This window comes from Clostridium sp. 1001271B_151109_B4, assembly GCF_015670405.1.
Lineage (GTDB): Bacteria > Bacillota > Clostridia > Clostridiales > Clostridiaceae > Clostridium.
This window is the reverse complement of record NZ_JADPBQ010000016.1, coordinates 36,317-54,560: the sequence shown is the minus strand read 5'-3', so window position 1 is coordinate 54,560 and position 18,244 is coordinate 36,317. Positions and strand designations below refer to the sequence as shown.

Genomic DNA, 18,244 nt, shown 5'->3' with positions numbered 1-18,244 from the left:
TTCATAATGAATATAGAATTAACAAAAGAAAAATTAAAAAATATTTATGGAACTGTAAGTCCATTTGAATTTAAAGATAAATTATTAAAATTAGCTTCTTTAAATAATAGTACAATCTTAGATGCTGGTAGGGGAAATCCAAATTGGACTGCTGCTGAACCTAGACAAGCTTTTTTTACTTTTGGTCAATTTGCAATATTAGAAACTCAAAGAACATTAAATATTAATGCTCTAGCTGGTATGGTTCAAAAAAACGGCATTGCTAAAAGATTATTAAAATATATTAATGCAAATCCTTCACTACCTGGAATTAATTTAATACAAAAAATTTATGATTATGGAGTTAATAATCTTGGATTTAATGAAGATGAATGGATTTTTGAATTGGCTGATGGAATTATAGGTGATAATTATCCTGTCCCTGATAGGATGCTCGTAAATATAGAAAAACTTGTAAATAAATATTTACTTAAAGAATTATGTGGTAATATTAAATTTGAAAATAATTTTGATGTCTTTGGGGTTGAAGGCGGAACTGCAGCAATGTGCTATATCTTTGATTCCCTTGAAAAAAATCACCTATTGAATAAAGGTGACAAAATAGCTCTTATGACGCCTATTTTTACTCCTTATTTAGAAATACCACATTTACCTCATTACAATTTTGATGTAATAAATATTCATGCTAATGAAGTTGATGAAAATGGTCTTCCTACTTACCAGTATAGTGAAGATGATTTAAATAAATTAAAAGATAAAAATATTAAGGCACTATTTATAGTGAATCCAAACAATCCTGCATCTATTGCACTAAATGATCATTGCAGAAATACTCTAAAAAATATTGTAACTAAATATAATCCTAATTTAATGATTATTACTGATGATGTTTATTGCACATTTGTTAATAACTTTAAATCTATAATTAGTGATTTACCTTATAATACTATTGGTGTTTATTCATTATCAAAATATTTCGGTGTAACTGGTTGGAGACTTGGTGCAATAATATTAAACGAAAATAATATTTATAATAAACTTATAGGTGAACTACCTGAAAAACATAAAGATACTTTAAATAAACGTTACTGTCATTTATCTTCTAACCCTGAAGAATTATCATTTATAGATAGATTAGTTGCTGATAGTAGACAAGTTGCTTTAAATCATACTGCAGGTCTTTCAACACCACAACAAGTACAAATGGCATTTTTCTGTGGATTTGCATTAGTTGATATAGAAAATAATTATAAGAACCTTACTATTGATATTTGTAAAAGACGTAAAGAACTATTATGTGAAGGCTTAGAACTTAAAGTTTTTAATAACCCTCATTATGCTTCTTATTATACTGAAATAAATATATTAGATTGGGCTAGAATTGAGTATGGAATTAATTTTGCTAAGTTCATTGAGGAAAATTATACACCATTTGACATCCTTTATGATTTAGCTAAAAATTATTCTATTATTTTATTAAATGGAGATGGCTTTGCATCTTCTAGATGGGGTTTAAGAATTTCTCTTGCTAACTTGAATGATGAAAGTTATCTTGAAATTGGCAAAACTTTAAGATCTATTTTTAATACTTTACATCAACATTGGGAATCTAATAAATAAATTTTAAAACTTAACCATCAGAAAAAACTAGTAATCATCTTTTCTGATGGTTAAGTTAAATAAAACACATATGCTAAAATAAAAAAAGTTAATTTAAATATCCCTTTTACATAATTTTATTTATCCTTTAATTTTAGCCATTTAGTAACTTTATCTATAAAAAGAATTCCATCTAAGTGATCTATTTCATGACAAAAACACTTTGCCATTTCCCCTCTTCCAGTCAAAATTATTTCTTCTCCATTTTCATTTAATGCTTTTATTGTGACTTTCTTAGGTCGAATTGTATTACCATATTTATTAGGAATACTTAAACACCCTTCTACACATTCTTGAATGCCCTTTTCTTCAATAATCTCAGGATTAACTAATTTAATTATACCTGTTCCCATATCTATTACTACAAGTCTTTTTAATATTCCAACTTGCGGTGCTGCAATTGCTGCTCCATCTTCTGTATTATGCAGGGTATCAAGCATATCATCTAATATCATTCTTATATGATCATCCACTTCTTCAACTTTTTTGCATCTTTTCCTTAAAATTTCATCGCCTTCATATCTAAGTTGTCTTAATGCCATTTTATTCACCTCTAATTTATTTCTACACTTTATTTTACTCATTACAAATATAAATATGAAAAAGTGATTAATGCATTTTATTTTTACATTTATTTGTGCAATAATAAAAATATAAATTATAAAAGGTCGGTGATTTTATGAATGCTGAAATAGATAAATTAACAAAAATGCTAAAAGAAAGTAACAATATAGTCTTCTTTGGTGGAGCTGGAATGTCAACTGATACTAGCAACAAAGTACATAAAAAATAGAATATAAGTATATAATTACTTATATTCTAAAAATATATTACTTAAAATGCATTTGATATTGGTTTCCAATTTTCATCATTCATATTTTCTGTATAATTTGTATTATTTATTTTAAGTTGCTCATTTTTATCTCTGACAAATCCCCAATTTATATTTTTATTATTAGCATATTGTTTAAACGCTTCAAATTTATTTTCAGTCTGTCTATCAATATTCTTACTTTGTCCGTATTTCTTTTCTCCACCCTTAGTTTCAATAATCCACACATCACCATTTTTAAGTTTTACGATGTAATCTGGATAAAATAGCCATTGTTTTTGTATGCTATCTACATAGACAACTGAAAAATATTCTTGTCCAGTATCTCCATTTTTATAAACCCAATCAACATTTTTATTGCTTTCACAATATCTTTCAAATAGTCTTTCAGGTAATGAACGAATACCATCAACAAGAACTGATGAAGGATACTCATTATATGCATTGCTAAGCATTTCTACTACATCAGTTTCAGAAGCATCATATTTGATTAAATCAACTTCTGGAATAGTAAATGGCTTTGTTTTAGGATTTAATACTAAAGAAGTTTGAATTCCTAATTGACTTGTTGCTTCTCTAAAATCACATTTTAATTTTTGTTCATTATTTATAATGAATGCATAAAATTCTTTTAATTTAAGATTCAATAATTTATCTTTCTTATACGTATTTTCTCTAAATAACCTCTCTAAAATAGCCTTTAACTTTTCATGTTTTATTCCTATTGATGATTTTATTGAATCAATTGAATGCATTAAATCTATACCATTTTTATGTGTATTTACCATTCTACGTGTTTCAATAAATGAGCCTATTTCTACATCTAACACTGAACTTGTTTTAATAAATTTACCTTGTCTTGCTACTCTTTTTAGTTCTGCCGAAAAATCATAACCTTCTGATTCTAAAATAAGCTTATTCTTATTTAAATCAGATGTTAAATTATATTTATCAGTAAAAAATTTATTTATTTTTATGAAAGCTTCCCTTTCACCTAATCCATCATAATCAAGATTTTTAAGTTGTTTTTCTAACGTAAATGTCTTACATTTTTCTTTTAAAATAACACGTTTCACATCAAATGCACTTGCTATTTCTTGTTTTATAGCTTCCTTATACTTCTCATCAAAAGTATATAAATAACAATTATCCAACACTTCATCATTATAATGAATTGCTTCAGGCATTCTTCTAATTCTTCCAATAGTTTGTATAGTAAAATCTTCTCCCATATTTTCTCTTAATTTAACTAAAATCTTTGCTCTAGGACAATCCCATCCTGTTGCAACAGCTTGCTTCATTAGCAAAAATATTGGGGTTGCATTCATTTCTTCAATACCTTCTTTATTTATCTTATCACTATCTTCACTCATCCATTTTGACACTAATCCATTTTCATAAGTATATCCCATAGTTTCTAATTTAGTTTCAATATATTGTATTAACTCTTCTGACATATCTGGAAATTGAATTAATATTAAAGGATTTATTTTTATTTTTTTTCCAACTTCGGTATATCTTTTTACTATTTCTTTTCTTTTTTTATCTGCAATTTCAATTAAATAATCATGTTCACTATCTATATTGATATTAGCTTCTACTCCCTCATTTATATATATAGCCTTAGAAATTAATCCAGCATCAATCACTTCAACTTCAGGTATCTCATAAAAATTACTTAATTTATTCTCTTTAACAGTAGCTGAAACCCTTATTTCAGATATTGGTGCAAATGCATTAATAATATTCTGAGCTTTTTTAGTATCGTTAGAATGCTCCTCATCTATTATTACAATAAAGTTTATTCCTTTCCTATGAGCTTCTGCTATTCTCTCAAATAAATTTTTCATTTCACTTTCAGTGATAGCTTTATTTCTAACATTTGTTATTAATTCCCAATTTATAAATGCAGTATCACCTTCTTCAAATCCCATAGTTAAAACTTCATATAGGTTTTTAGCTATTCTACTTGGTAAATGTTTAATCATCTTATTCATGCTTTGTTCTTCTAAATTACCTTTTCCCGGACAAAGCCATATAAATGCCACTTTTGAATCTATATTTTCTATATATTTATCTATATAGTCTATTAATATTAAAGTTTTCCCGGAACCAGTTGGAGCTTTTACTAGTGTTATTTTTCCATTAGGATTTAATGAAGAATAAAGTAAATATTTTACACAGTTTTCTTGAAAATTAAATAGCCCTCTTGATAATCCAATCATATCTCCTCTACCTCTCTCAATTCATTTCTAAAATAATATTCTGGTATTAAAATAATATCAATTCCCAACTCATTAAATAATACTTCTTGCTCTTTAGTTAATAGTACTTGTGATGATATATATACCTTTTTGCATTTTGTTAAATTTGTTTTATCAGCAGTAAACATATCAATTTCTTCATCTGTAAAAATTATTTTATATGTTTCGCCATCTATCCTAACTCCATGCTCAATTTGAACCATCTCAGTAATATGATTTAATAACTTACTTTTTACATCATATCCATCATCATCATATGCTTGTTTGTCAATGTACTCTGTTTTATAATATTTTAAGTTTTCCAACATTCCATTAACTTTAATTCCTTTTTTTACTATACCCAAAACTTTAAAATTTCCATTTTCAATTATGGATTTCACTTGTGTATACATATTCTTATTTTCTTCAACTATTTTATTAACTTTCTCTAGTAATTTTTCTGACCTCTTTAAATCATTAATTGTGAGCTTTTTTTCAAATAATATAGTTTTAACATCCTTACTATGTTCATATCCTTTTATCGCAGCTTTAATCCTTTTATAAGTAATCGAACGTGCAATACCATATTTTTCTTCCCAACCTATCCATTCACTTTCATTTTCCTGTTTTAAACCATATACATTTTTAAATTCTTTTTCTTTCTTTTCTCCAACGGCATTATTCGTACAAAGTATAAATTTTCTGTCCCCTCCCAATTTCTCATTCATAAGCATTACAGCATGTCCCGTTGTACCACTTCCAGCAAAGTAATCTAATACTATTGCATTAGGTTTATCTTTAATAACTGCATATAAACAATCATAAACATTATATAAAGATTTAGGAAAATCAAAATCATTATCTTTTACCATACTATTTACTAGTTGTGTTCCATACTCATTTGCATCATATTTTTTATCTGTCCATACTGTTTTATAGGATGCAAAATTTTTGCCTATCTCAATCTCATATCTGCCATTATTCTCTTTAACTCGTAACAAATCTTTAATCGATTCTACTGATTGACGTGCATATCTCCATTTTCTTTCTATTCCATTAATATCTATAGGATATATATAAAAGCTTCCTTCTTCCTCTATAAACTCCGTCTGTTGTGGATGTACACTATCATCTAATACATCTCCAAAACCAATAATTTCACCATCTTTTACTATAATCGGATAAAAACAATTTTTAGCATCACTTCTTTCTGATTCACTTCCCCAATTTCTAAGATTTGACCAATCTATATCTTCAGGCTCAAGTTCTCTATTTCCGATTACTTTATATGATTTATTGTAGACAAAAATTGCATATTCATGAATATACGAAAAATTACTGCCTTGTACACCTCTTGGATTATGTATTATAGTTATACAATCGACCTTATAATTTGGACCAAATATTTCTTTGAGTAATAGAATAGTTGTTGCTAATTCATTTTCATCTATGGCACAAATTAATACTCCATCTGTTTTGAGTAAATTTTTTGCTATTACTAATCTATTATTCATCATACTTAGCCATTTACTATGTCTAAAGCCATCTTCCTTATCAACATAATTATTATCATATTTCCAATCTTTTGCTCCAGTATTGTATGGGGGGTCAATATATATTACATCTATATTTCTTCTATGAGTTTTCTCTAATAATTTTAAACTATGTAAATTATCACCTTCTAATAAAAAATTAAACTTTTTATCAACTTGACTTACAATTTCTCTACTTATATCTTCTGAAAATACTGGAACTTTTGTTTTCATTTCTAAATCAACTTGTTCATAATGTTCTTCCCATAATAATCCATACTTTTTATTATTTATTTCAGTTTCTATTTCTTTTATTGCTATGACAGTATTATCATCCGTTGTACTTTCAATGATTTGCTTGAATATTCCTTCTATCTTTTCTCTTTTTTGTTTTGCTAAATTGCTCATTTTCTTTTCCCCTCTAATTGTATACTTTTCCATAATTAAGTATAATATATAATATTATTAAAAGGCAAACTTATATTGTATTTATATACATATTTTTCTTTAATATGTATTAATTTTACTTAATTTCTATATTATTAAGAATAAAAAAAGGAGTGCTTAAAACACTCCAGTTGTCGTAAATACAGCCTTTTCTAATATTTTATATAGTGACGTAAAGTCTTTAAACTTAACTTCTTCTACTGTTGGTATTATCTTTTCTTTCTCTTCATCATAAGCTCTACCAACTACAATATATTCAATATGATTTTTAAATACATCTTCTGATTCACCATTTTCAAGTTTAATCTTAAGTGAATTTAATATATCTATATAATCATCTTTAAGTCTATGTGTTTCATCATAGTAAGAATTGAAGTTATCTATATTTTCTATTTCTTCTTCAATATCCTTTATCTCTGCTTTTAGTTTTGAGCTTCTAGTGTTATAGTTCTCTTTGCTAATTTCTCCATCCATATAGAGTTCCTTAGTTCTATCTAATATTCCAATATTTCTCTCTAACTTTGTTTCTAAAGAACTTTTATCTTTTAATTTATACTTTGATAATATCTCATCTATGATTTGTTCTATAGTCAATTTAAACTCATTTATTCCTCTTGGAGATAATAAAAAATTCTTAAGTGTATCTTCATTAAAACAAGCACTATTACAATCCCCATTATTCTTCTTACTACTACACTCCCATAAATCGCCTTTCTTATTAGTTCCTTTATGGAAGAAATTTTTACCACAAACACTACATCTTATTTTGCCACTCATTGCATAGACTCCATTTTTAACCCCTTTTCCTCTTAAGGTTCTTGATTTCCTAATCTCTTGACATTTATCCCATAGTTCCTTAGAAATGATTGCTTCAATCCTATCATTTGGTACTATATCATATTCTCTCGCTTTTTTATTTGTTTCACTTTTTTCATCATAGTAATATTTTTGATATCCTACATATCCACAATAACGTTCATTTCTAATAATCTCCATTATTCTATTAGGCTTCATATCCATTTCCTTAGCTATCTCTCTCATGCTTTTGCCTTCTGAGTAAGCTTCAAATATATACTTAGCTTTAGGAGCATCTTGATTTTGTATCAACTTATTCTCTCCATTAATATAATCAAATCCAAGCATTTTTTGACAAGGTGGCAAATAGTTTCTTTGCTCTCTAGCTTTTTCCAACCCTTTCTTAACTTTGTATTGAGTATTCCTTGACTCTTGTTCATCTAATAAGAAAAAAACATTAAGAATAAAATCTATATCATTATCAAATGAACTCCTTCCCATGTCCAAAAATATAACTTCTACATTGTTTTGTTGCAAAGCCAGTAAACATTGCTTCATTAATATTTGATTTCTCATAAATCTACTGCTATGGCTTACTATAATTTTATTTACTTGTGCTTTACTCTCGCCACTAACAAATATGATATTACCTTTGTGCTTCTCTACTAAAACATTACATCTCTTTAGCATCTCTATGAAATTGGGTCTATTAAATACTTTGGTAGCAGTTTTTCCATAATCAGCAAATACTTCTATTATTTCATAATCTGAGCTTTTGTAATTGGATTGAGTGTTAAAACTCGTTAACTGTTCCTCACTAGTAGTAGATACTCTAGCATATAAATAAACCTTCTCTTTTGTTACTTGACTCATACAGTTACATCCTCCTTATTTTCTAGAGTGATTATATCATTTTTATCAATAAAATCCAAATTTTAATTAGGTAAACACTAGGCAAATACTTACTTTAAAGGCTCTCTGTTGATTTTCAAATTTCTATAATCTTTACAACCTACATTTTTATAGTTATAAGTTATTTTCAAAATTTATTTTTTCTACAAAAAGCAAAAAATCGGGATGCAATATTTACTACTGCATCCCTATTGATTAATTCATTGGTATTTTTACATTTGCACCAAATCTAAACAAATCATTTCTTCTCTTTTTATTTATGTATTCCTTGTACCTATCTATCTCTAACTGTTGTAACCTAACTATCTCTTTTCTTCTTTCTGAAATTTCTGCTTTTGCTACTGCTCTTTTCACTGATTTTTCATCTCCAGTAAAAGCTTGACTTTGGGAGTAAGCAGGTAGCTTATTTCTAAGAATCGAGATTTCTCTTAACGTATCAAAATCAGTTACTATTCTTTCATAGTCTACACTATCTATATCCTTTTTCTTAGGAAGCTTTATTTCCTTCAGCACCGTAAATCCAAATGATAATTTAGCTTCACCAAAATCTTTTAGTTTATCCATTACTTCTTCTGTTAAAGGTAAAGTATAAAGTATTCTTAATCTATTTCCACTCTCTTCATATTCAAATGCATCCACTGGTATTTGATTTTTATAATCATGATTTATAAGTAACAAAGGAAATTTTTCTCCCATTGATTTCAGCTTTCTACTGAAGCAACCACTATTAATTTTCTCTCTAAATTTCTTTCCATCTTTGTCCATCAATACCTCAGAAAATTCATTAACTGGTAAATAACCAGCAAGATATATTTTTTTCTCTTGCTGGTTAACTCTCAATTCTAATGTATCATTCATTCTTGTTTCCATTATGCTATATCCTCCATCACTGAGCCTAAGTAAGCAATCTTAGAATCCAATCTACTTTTAATTTCTTTAATCTTAGACTCTGCTATTAGATATAACATATTGTTTATATACTCCTCGGTTGGTGCTTCAAGTGTGCTTAAAATATCTCTTAACTCTACACCTAATGCTTCTACTCTGGCTTCTGAAGCTCTTCTAAGAGTTTTATTAATTTTTCCTACTGTTGTAATCTTTCTGTATTCTTTTTTTATTTCTTCCTCTAAATCATTTGCAATTTTCTCTCTTTCTTCTCTTGGAAAATCTCTATCTAACTCTTTAGTTTGCATAACTTTATTGTAGTCATTTCTATAGTTTAGATGACTATTAATACTTCTAATAAATACTTCTGTTTCTGTGAGCTCCATATTCCTACCAAAAACTCTATTACAGTCTATTTGTTGTAATTTTATTTCATAACTGTCTAGCTCTTTTCTAAGCTCTTGTAATGTAGTTAATGCGACTCCAGCACCTATTGGATTTAAAATTGATTGTTGTCTAAAGTTTGGATTCACTAAATTCCATAAGCTATAATCATAATTTTCAATTTGTTGAATTCTTTTTGTGTTTATACCTTTACTTACTTTATTCTTTGACATAATATTATTTCTCCTTTTTCTTTAGTATTTTTAGATTTATTTGTATCTTCTATCAGCATTAATTTTCTTACGCTTTTTCTCTAGTTGTATTCTTCTATCATTATCTACAATTGACTTCCACTCTGGACTATCTAATCCATACTGACTTTTATAAAATTCTCTCAACAAATCAAAAAGTGAGTCGCCAGTTAGATATGACACATAATCTTCGCTACTGTTACTATTCTTTTTAACTATTTTTTTAGTCATCATCCTTCCTCACTTTCATATGCAATAAAAATTTTATCTTTTGTCGTATTGGTTAATCCATAACTCTTCATTATCATGTCTAGCTTAGTTATACTTTCATTTCTCTTAGCTAATAGTTTAAGATAAAGCTCTACATTATTCTCACATTTAGCCATGTAAGCATTTAACTTACTTATTGTAGCTAGTAACATTGCCATTGTAGTAATTGGAATAATATCTACATTCGTAATGTTTGGTATAGTCTTTATTAGCCATAAAAAGTATCTCCTTTCTTCTTTTGATGCTAATAACTCTAAGTCATTCCTTTTTTCTGCTAAATCGAAACCTATAGCACTATGAAACTCTTGTAGTTCTTGTAGCTTATCTTCCATTAGTAAAGCTCCCACTTTCTATCTTTTTTTACTTCTCTATTTGCAGTAACATCATAACTTCCCTCAAAACCATGAAGTGAATAATATTCACGAAGACTTTCTCTTATTGCATCTGATAAACTACATTGTTTTCTTTTGATTAATTCATTAATTGCTTCTCTCTCATCAGAACTAACCTTAAATGTTATTTTATAAATCCTTTTCAAAACTTTACTCCTTTCTGTTGACAATAAATTTATTTTTATGCTAAGCTAATCTCATAACAAAAAAGACACGTTAGAAATTGTGATTTTAACCACTAATTTAACGTGTTTTTTTCTATGCCTTTTATCTTTAATTGTTCTAATCTGTCTTACTTAATTTCATTGAATAAAAAAGCACACATATTTTATTCTATTGCAGGGCGTGACTCTATTAAGTGTAAAGATAAAAAAAAGAAGGTCATTCCTACCATTGTTAACCACTCCAATAGAATTTAACCTCGTACTTCTATTTTTCCTTTCTTCACATCATCAAATATTATTTATAATCATATTTATATTATCTATTTCATCACTCTCTTTACTTGTAATCATTACTTATATTTCTATAACTACATAATCTCCTACTATTTTTATTTCAATATCAATACTTAATCTAGAGCACCAATTTAATGATGCTCTAGCCAACACAATCAGTATTATGAATAATACTAGATTACACTTCCTAGATAGATTCTAATATGAAACTTAGACTAGTTATCACTACAAGAAAGGAAATAGTAATAGCTATTTGAAGGCTATAAATATGGAATTTAGTTGTCTTTCGGAGATACCTTAGTATTTATTATGAAATTATAGCCTTTAGATAACTATTATTTATTTTTCTTTATCATCTGATGAACACACCATCTAATATACTGACTTAAAGTCATAAAATTACTATCTGCATTTACTTTAAATTCTTCTTTTTCTTCTTGTGTCATATTCAATAACAATTGATGTTTCTTTTTCTTCACGTATTCCTTGCTCCTTTTTTTAATAATTAAAGCTCCAGCAAAAATCACTGAAGCTTTAATAGTTTTGGTCGTTCCTATTTATGAGGAAAGCTCTTCCCTCCCTCAATTTTAATAGTATATATTTTCCATATATTTGTCCTAAAGAAACGAACTTTTTTTATTTTTTTGTATTTATTTTTTGTTCGTTGTATCTAGATATCTTCTGACAAATCCTCTTAAATCTCTTTCTTACTCCACTCTCTTGAATTCTGGCTTTTGAACTAATTTCCTTAAGTGTATAACCTTCATTTATCATATGAACTATTATTATATCTTCCTCAGTAAGCAACCCTTTATTCTTCATTTCATCTAATGTAACTAATATATCATAGGCTATTAAACACATCATATTGTCTGGTATTATATCTCCTTTTAAATATATATACCTTATAATAGCTTCTACATGATTCTCATTAGTGTAATCAATAGCATCATAGTCCACCTTATCACCAATCCACTGTTTAGGTTTTTCTTTTTCAGTAGCGCTCTTACATATTTGTTTAGTAAGTAACATATCATCATTAATGTTGCTCATTAATCTTCTATATGCCTTAACACTAAGTTTTCCATCCTTCTGAAGCTCATCTAATAGATTCTTGTAAATTTTATATTGTCTTAATATTAAACCCATTATAGACTCTTCTATTAAATCCTCATCAGTAATTTTCCAATCCATATTTATATAATCATTTTTTTCAGCTACAAATATCTTAAGTGGCTCATTAGGATTGTCTACCTCTAAACCAACCCTTTGTCTTTCAATGTAAGTATCAAATTCGTTCTTGCTCATAAGTAAGTATTTCTTTTTAATAACTTTATCTCTTGGAGCTTTCTTTAATAAATATGTAGCTATAAACTCCTTTTGTCCATTTGTAATACTATTTAATTTCCCTTTTTCAACCAGTTCTTCAATGTGAGCCAACCTCTCTTCAAACGTTTTTAATTCTAGATTCACTTCTAATTTCATAATCTTTTTTATCTCCTTATTGTATATATTTGATGCAACTTAATACTGCATCCAGTGAACTTCCCTCCTTCTTTTCATTTACAATAAGGTTATTTATACATCTTTAAAAGGTGTCTATTTGCTACTTTCATTAAGACTCTATATCTCATTATTTGAGCTTAAAGCTATCGGTTTAACCTCTCAGCTCAGCATCTCACATTATAAACTTTCTCTCGCTTTGCTCGTTCAAGTTTAAATGCTCGAAGTTTCGCTGGTGAATAATAGTGATTTTTCAGGTAACATTTCTGTGATTTACTATAGATATATAGCTAGACACGGAAATGTTACCTATAATTAAGTTGTGTTAAATGTTAATAATGCTTATCCTTACTCTTTTCCCTTCAATTACTTTTGTTAAATCTTCTATTTTATAGCCTTGCTCAATTAATCTTAGTGATAACCCCTTCCACTTTATAAGCCTTCCCCTTTCATCATAAAGTTGAATTTCATTGCTTAATTCTTTCTTATCATTAGAAGTTAATGGTCTATTTAACCACTTTTCATCTAACTCAATATCATTAGATATTTCAGAATCATCAGACTTTAGATATAATCTGTCAATATCTTTTCTAACTCTGCTTCTTGCTTGAATCTGAGTTGTTTTATTAGTTGAATTTACTAGAACCCAATCTATATCATTATTCTTTATGTTTATTCCAGTTTGTAATGAAGCATTTATTATTAAAATATCAATATTATCAGGAATCATTCCATCTTTAACAACTGATTCTAATACTTCTAATTGATGTGTACTCATTGCATTTTCTTTATTATTTAAACTCCATAGACCAACTGCCCTTACCCCTTCATTAAAGCAGGTTTTCACAATATCATTTACAGTAGCAATCCTATCTGTATAAACTAACATCTTAACACCAGTTCTAGTAGTAACTTTTTTAAAATCTTTTATAACTTTCTTTATTTCTCTATTGGTTCTATATGGTATTACTATATTTTCTCTTAATCTTTTTATTTCAGGTTCATTACTAAAATCATAAGTAGTAGGTACTTTAAATCCTTTATTATATGTTATTAATTCAGGTGTTGCCGATAACATTACAACCTTAGCTTGTCTACTTAACGACTTAATCTTTTCAATAGCAACCTCATACATATCTGAATCTTCATTATCAAATTTCATTCTATAATCAACTAGCTGATGAGCTTCATCCATTACAATAAGTTTTATCTTTCTAAATGAATCGGGATTTCTTTTTGCATAATATCCAAATTGTGCATAAGTCATTACAGTTATTTTGTTTTCTCCAAATCCTTCACCAAACTCTATAGAGTTATTAACTACATTATTATCATCATTCTTACTATAGAATCTGCACAAATGTGAATAGTCCTTATCTAATCTAACTGCTCTTTTAAGATTTGATGTATCACACAAGTAAATTATATTTTCTAATTTCTCCCCTTGAATTAATGTATTAAATGTAAAATATGTTTTTCCACTTCCACAAGGTGCTACAATAAGACTAATTCCATTAGATACTCTATAACCTCTTTCATGCCATAACTCATTAAGAGTCTTATATTTTCTAATCTCATCCATAGCTCTAATTTCTAACTCAGGAGATAATGAACTAATAACTCCCTTTACTATGCTTAACAATTTACTATCATAAGCAATATGTCCACTCTCTATATCTGCTAATACTCTTTTATAACTCTCTAATCTATCCATAAATTCCTCCATCTTTTGTATAACCTAGCTGGAGCTTTTGTCACTCCAGCATTAGCTTATTGTTTAACCTTCTAATTCTTCAAAAGTTAACTCACATTCCCCCAATAAAGCTATTAACTTTTCTTTAGTTTGTTCTTCTACTCTTTTATAATCTATAAAAATTTCTAGGTATCTATGTTGTTTAAATTGGTTTTCTTCTTCTTCCTCCCATAGTTTTGAATAATATTCCTTAGTTTTTACTGCTAACTTATAAGACTCTTTTAACTTTTCAATTGATTCTAGAGCTTCTTTCTTTTTGTTTAAGTTATTTCTTGTCGCTAATCCTTTCATTAGTTCTTACCTCCATTTACTTTTTCAATAAATTCTTTCATAGCCCTTTCAATTACATCCGTTGCTTTTGTATCTGTTGCAATACAAGCTATCTTAAATTCCTTTCGTAATTGTTCGCTACATCTAATTGTTACTGTTGCTTCTCTTTTTTTCATAAAGTATACTTCTCCTTTTTTATATTTAAAATTCTTCTACATTAGGATTATCCGAATCTACTGCTTCAAAACGTAAAACAAGATCATAATTTAATTTGTTTTACATATAGTTATACAAACCTACTGTATAAAAAAATTGATGAAAATAATCATCAACTTAAATAAAAAGAAGTTGGATAAATCCAACTTCTACATTATTATTTTTTAATATCATCTTACGTTTAATATTTGTTACTACAAACCTAATATCATATGAAAAATAATTTAAAATTTTTTCTTAACATATAAACTTGTTATATTTTTAGATTTTACTTACCAATCATATCTTTCTATATTTGAATTATTTTAAAATATATTAATCTCTCCATTTTGATTTTTTCCATAGTCTTAACCCCTGAAAAGTTGCATTTTCTATTCCAACTTCTTCAACATAGGCTATTAGACAATATATTGACATACCTTTTCCTCCTTGCTTTCTATTTATCAAGGTGTTAAAATCTTAATTGCGAGTTAAGAGTGCTTCCACCTTGGGAGTGCTTTTTTATTTTAAGCTATAATATTATCTCCAATAATTATTCCATTAAAATCTAATGTTTCTGTCTTATTTTCTATAACACACTTTGTTCTACCTATTATCTTATCTGATAATCGTAGCTCTCTATTAATTCTTTCAACGTATTCCTCACTAGTTTCTTGAGCATTCATATACATTTCTCTCTCTTCTAAAATCATCGCTGATTTCGAATCAGATGGTTGAAACGTAACATAGTTATATTTTTTAAGCATATTAAATGCTTTACTTGGGAAATCTACCCCTTTCTCAAAATATTTATCAACAACAACTCTTAAAAAGTTAGATACACAATTTAACTTAAGCTTTCCTAACTCTAGTTGATTTTTGAATCTATATCCAGCTTCTCTTACTATTTCACTATCTAAACAAGCTAATATTGATATTACATACCCATTACCATCAATATCAGTATATTTTCTTGCAATCCTAACTGAAGCATTATTAAGTTGGTCATACTCCTTTCTTTCTATTGGTGTCAATATTTTAACTTTTTCAACTTCTTCTACTACTTCAGATATATGAATTTGTCCTTTCACTGGAATTTCAGCATTTGAGTCTATTGGATTTCCATTTTTAACGTCTGTTTTTTGTATCTTTGTTACTGTTTTTTTATCTGAAGCTAAATGCTTAAAGTTAGTATACTTATTAAAGTTACCAACCTTTGCTTTTTGCTTTTTTACTACCATATAACCAAGCTCAACTAGCTTTTTAATACTTCTTTTCACAGTTGCTATTGATATAGTAGTTCTTTCTGCAATTACTTCTATAGAAGGGAATGAACAACCTAGCTTCTCATTGTATAGGCTCATTAGATATGTATATATTCTAAATTCATTAGATGTGATATTTTTATCAGTTATTAATTCATAAGATAATTTTAAGAATTGCATTTGTTATTCCCTCCCTTCTTGGTGATGTTATTATGCGTTACTATACACATATAATAACACATAGTGACGTTACTGTAAAGTAAAAAAATAAAAACTGACAAGTTTTTTTATTTCTTATCAGTTTCTAATGATTCCATTATCTCATATAGATTTTTATTTTCTATTTCCTTTTTTAATAACTCTAATCCCATTTCAATTATTACACTTTGCTTTTGCTTATTCTTATCGCATACTTCTGTTAAAAACTCAAAGTGTTCATAACTTAAAGATGTACTCAATCTCTTTCTATTTTTAATTGCCATTTTTAAGTACCTCCCAGTGAATCATCTTAATATCATTATACATCACTTAGCGTTATTTGCATAGACTAAACTAAAGTAGACTATAATAATTTAAAAAATAAAGCCATAGGAAATTTACTTTCCAATTAGTCTAATACTATATACTAATAAGTTAAATATAGATATAGTAAGTATTAGATTATGGCTCATTGTGATACTTCTCTATAGCTCACTGTGATACTTTTAATATATTGATAGCTTGAAATAGATTTTATTATTTTAAATGTTTATAATAGAAATAAAGAAAGGAAGTGTTTTTAGTGGATGATAAAATAAAACAACTTGCTGAAATAATTAGAAATAGTGATAACATAGTATTCTTTGGTGGAGCTGGATGTAGTTGCGAAAGTGGTATCCCTGACTTTAGAAGTTCAGGAGGAATATTTATGTCAGATTTAAGGACTTCGTTATCAGAATCAACTGAAAGTGGAATTCCTGACTTTAGAAGCTCTAATGGATTATTTAATGAAAAGCTTAATGTTACTTTTACTCCAGAACAATTAGTTTCTCATAGTTTTTATATAAGATATCCTGAGCAATTTTTTAACTTTTATAAATCTAAACTAATATATCCCGATGCAAAACCTAATGCTGGTCATATTGCATTAGCTAAACTTGAAGAAATGGGTAAATTAAAAGCTATCGTTACTCAAAATATTGATGGACTTCATCAAGCTGCCGGTAACAAAACTGTATTTGAACTTCATGGTTCTGTTTTAAGAAATTATTGTACTAAATGTCATGCTTTTTATGACGAAAAATTTATTCTAGAATCTAAAGGTGTGCCTACTTGTACTAAATGCGGTGGTAGTGTTAAACCTGATGTTGTTCTTTATGAAGAAGGACTAGATGATAATATCATTAGAGGTGCTGTAAATGCCATTACAAATGCTGATACATTAATTATAGGTGGAACTTCACTTGTTGTTTATCCTGCTGCTGGGCTTATTGATTACTTTAAAGGAAAAAATCTTATTCTTATAAATAAAAGTTCAACTTCGGCTGATAATAAGGCTGATTTAGTTATTAATGATTCTATAGGTAAAGTTTTAAGTGAGGTTGTAAATAAAATTTCCTAGGAAATATGTCATAAATAAAACAATAGAGTCTAAATTTATAGACTCTATTGTTTTATTTATATTATTCTGCAGATTTTTCTTCATCTCTGCATTTACATTTATTTTGATCTTTTGCTTCATCTTTTTTAGACTCATCTTTGCATTTAGATTCGTCTTTCTTTTTTTCCTCTTTCTTAGATTCATCCTTACACTTAGTTTCTTCTTTTTTCTTTTCTTCTTTCTTATTGTCGTCCTTGCACTTCTTCTCTTCTTTTTCCTTCTTCTTCTCTTCTTTTTCTTTCTTCTTGCAAGGGTTTGAAGAAGTTTCTTCTATATCATCTTGAGAAGTTTTTTTGCACTTTTCATCTGAAGACTTTTCTTCTGAAGGTTCAGATGTTTCCTTAGATTTAGTTTGTTCCTTTTCTTCTGCAGGTGCTTCTACTGTAGTCTTACTATCACTTGAATTAGTAGTTATAGTTTGGGCATAAGTAACACCTTCTACCATCATTAATGCAGAACAAATCAATAATGATATAACTTTTTTCTTCATACTTTTTTCCTCCAATATTATCTTTAGTTTGTTATAATTACTCCTAAGTATTTCAAGCTTAGTATTACC

19 protein-coding genes and 1 pseudogene are annotated in these 18,244 nt (G+C 27.7%); 3 read left to right on the top strand and 17 right to left on the bottom strand.

Features of this window, described 5'->3' with window-relative positions; translation table 11 throughout:
• Positions 1 to 6 precede the first annotated feature (6 nt).
• Positions 7 to 1,620 (top strand): aspartate 4-decarboxylase, encoded by a 1,614-nt coding sequence (aspD, locus tag I4V63_RS11595; protein ID WP_196001410.1) that lies wholly within the window; start codon positions 7 to 9, stop codon positions 1,618 to 1,620.
• 116 nt (positions 1,621 to 1,736) lie between these two features.
• Here aspD and def read toward each other — a convergent pair whose 3' ends face one another.
• Entirely contained in the window at positions 1,737 to 2,201 is a 465-nt protein-coding gene (gene def, locus I4V63_RS11590) for a peptide deformylase (protein WP_196001409.1), read from the bottom strand.
• 137 nt (positions 2,202 to 2,338) lie between these two features.
• Between def and I4V63_RS11585 the strand changes: the two are divergent.
• Positions 2,339 to 2,428 (top strand): annotated as a pseudogene (locus I4V63_RS11585) (NAD-dependent protein deacylase); the annotation flags it as partial.
• Between the two features lie 65 nt (positions 2,429 to 2,493).
• Here I4V63_RS11585 and I4V63_RS11580 read toward each other — a convergent pair.
• From I4V63_RS11580 to I4V63_RS11510, 15 genes are all read right to left on the bottom strand, one after another.
• Positions 2,494 to 4,716, bottom strand: coding sequence for a DEAD/DEAH box helicase family protein (locus tag I4V63_RS11580; protein ID WP_196001408.1), 2,223 nt, complete (start codon positions 4,714 to 4,716; stop codon positions 2,494 to 2,496).
• Entirely contained in the window at positions 4,713 to 6,674 is a 1,962-nt protein-coding gene (locus I4V63_RS11575; protein WP_196001407.1) for a site-specific DNA-methyltransferase, read from the bottom strand. The genes I4V63_RS11580 and I4V63_RS11575 overlap by 4 nt, the downstream gene beginning before the upstream one ends.
• A 156-nt stretch (positions 6,675 to 6,830) precedes the next feature.
• Positions 6,831 to 8,381, bottom strand: coding sequence for a recombinase family protein (locus I4V63_RS11570; RefSeq protein ID WP_196001406.1), 1,551 nt, complete (start codon positions 8,379 to 8,381; stop codon positions 6,831 to 6,833).
• 234 nt (positions 8,382 to 8,615) lie between these two features.
• Positions 8,616 to 9,290, bottom strand: a complete 675-nt coding sequence (locus I4V63_RS11565) for an HK97 family phage prohead protease (protein ID WP_196001405.1) — start codon at positions 9,288 to 9,290, stop codon at positions 8,616 to 8,618.
• On the bottom strand, positions 9,290 to 9,922 hold the full coding sequence (locus I4V63_RS11560) for a hypothetical protein (RefSeq protein ID WP_196001404.1): 633 nt from the start codon (positions 9,920 to 9,922) through the stop codon (positions 9,290 to 9,292). The genes I4V63_RS11565 and I4V63_RS11560 overlap by 1 nt, the downstream gene beginning before the upstream one ends.
• 36 nt (positions 9,923 to 9,958) lie before the next feature.
• Positions 9,959 to 10,171, bottom strand: a complete 213-nt coding sequence (locus tag I4V63_RS11555; RefSeq protein WP_196001403.1) for a hypothetical protein — start codon at positions 10,169 to 10,171, stop codon at positions 9,959 to 9,961.
• Positions 10,171 to 10,542: a hypothetical protein gene (locus I4V63_RS11550; RefSeq protein ID WP_196001402.1), complete on the bottom strand. Its 372-nt coding sequence runs from the start codon at positions 10,540 to 10,542 to the stop codon at positions 10,171 to 10,173. Before I4V63_RS11550 ends, I4V63_RS11555 begins: the two co-directional genes overlap by 1 nt.
• On the bottom strand, positions 10,542 to 10,748 hold the full coding sequence (locus tag I4V63_RS11545) for a ribbon-helix-helix domain-containing protein (protein WP_243280494.1): 207 nt from the start codon (positions 10,746 to 10,748) through the stop codon (positions 10,542 to 10,544). Before I4V63_RS11545 ends, I4V63_RS11550 begins: the two co-directional genes overlap by 1 nt.
• A gap of 647 nt (positions 10,749 to 11,395) precedes the next feature.
• Entirely contained in the window at positions 11,396 to 11,539 is a 144-nt protein-coding gene (locus tag I4V63_RS11540; RefSeq protein ID WP_196001400.1) for a hypothetical protein, read from the bottom strand.
• A 157-nt stretch (positions 11,540 to 11,696) separates the two neighbouring features.
• The gene (locus I4V63_RS11535; protein WP_196001399.1) at positions 11,697 to 12,545 is read right to left on the bottom strand and encodes a hypothetical protein; all 849 of its coding nucleotides are present in this window, start codon (positions 12,543 to 12,545) and stop codon (positions 11,697 to 11,699) included.
• 343 nt (positions 12,546 to 12,888) lie between these two features.
• The gene (locus I4V63_RS11530; RefSeq protein WP_243280493.1) at positions 12,889 to 14,277 is read right to left on the bottom strand and encodes a DEAD/DEAH box helicase family protein; all 1,389 of its coding nucleotides are present in this window, start codon (positions 14,275 to 14,277) and stop codon (positions 12,889 to 12,891) included.
• Positions 14,278 to 14,340: 63 nt separating this feature from the next.
• Positions 14,341 to 14,607: a hypothetical protein gene (locus I4V63_RS11525; RefSeq protein ID WP_196001397.1), complete on the bottom strand. Its 267-nt coding sequence runs from the start codon at positions 14,605 to 14,607 to the stop codon at positions 14,341 to 14,343.
• Positions 14,607 to 14,762, bottom strand: coding sequence for a hypothetical protein (locus tag I4V63_RS11520; RefSeq protein ID WP_196001396.1), 156 nt, complete (start codon positions 14,760 to 14,762; stop codon positions 14,607 to 14,609). The genes I4V63_RS11525 and I4V63_RS11520 overlap by 1 nt, the downstream gene beginning before the upstream one ends.
• Positions 14,763 to 15,308: 546 nt before the next feature.
• Positions 15,309 to 16,226, bottom strand: coding sequence for a helix-turn-helix domain-containing protein (locus I4V63_RS11515; RefSeq protein ID WP_196001395.1), 918 nt, complete (start codon positions 16,224 to 16,226; stop codon positions 15,309 to 15,311).
• 107 nt (positions 16,227 to 16,333) lie between these two features.
• Positions 16,334 to 16,528 carry a hypothetical protein gene (locus I4V63_RS11510; protein ID WP_196001394.1) on the bottom strand — a complete coding sequence of 65 codons (195 nt, stop codon included), beginning with the start codon at positions 16,526 to 16,528 and terminating at the stop codon, positions 16,334 to 16,336.
• Positions 16,529 to 16,827: 299 nt separating this feature from the next.
• Between I4V63_RS11510 and I4V63_RS11505 the strand changes: the two genes are divergently transcribed.
• Entirely contained in the window at positions 16,828 to 17,646 is an 819-nt protein-coding gene (locus I4V63_RS11505; RefSeq protein WP_196001393.1) for an NAD-dependent protein deacylase, read from the top strand.
• Positions 17,647 to 17,707: 61 nt separating this feature from the next.
• On the opposite strand, the gene I4V63_RS11500 is transcribed toward I4V63_RS11505, so the two are convergent.
• Complete coding sequence (locus tag I4V63_RS11500; protein WP_196001392.1) at positions 17,708 to 18,175, bottom strand: hypothetical protein; 468 nt, start codon at positions 18,173 to 18,175, stop codon at positions 17,708 to 17,710.
• Positions 18,176 to 18,244 lie beyond the last annotated feature (69 nt).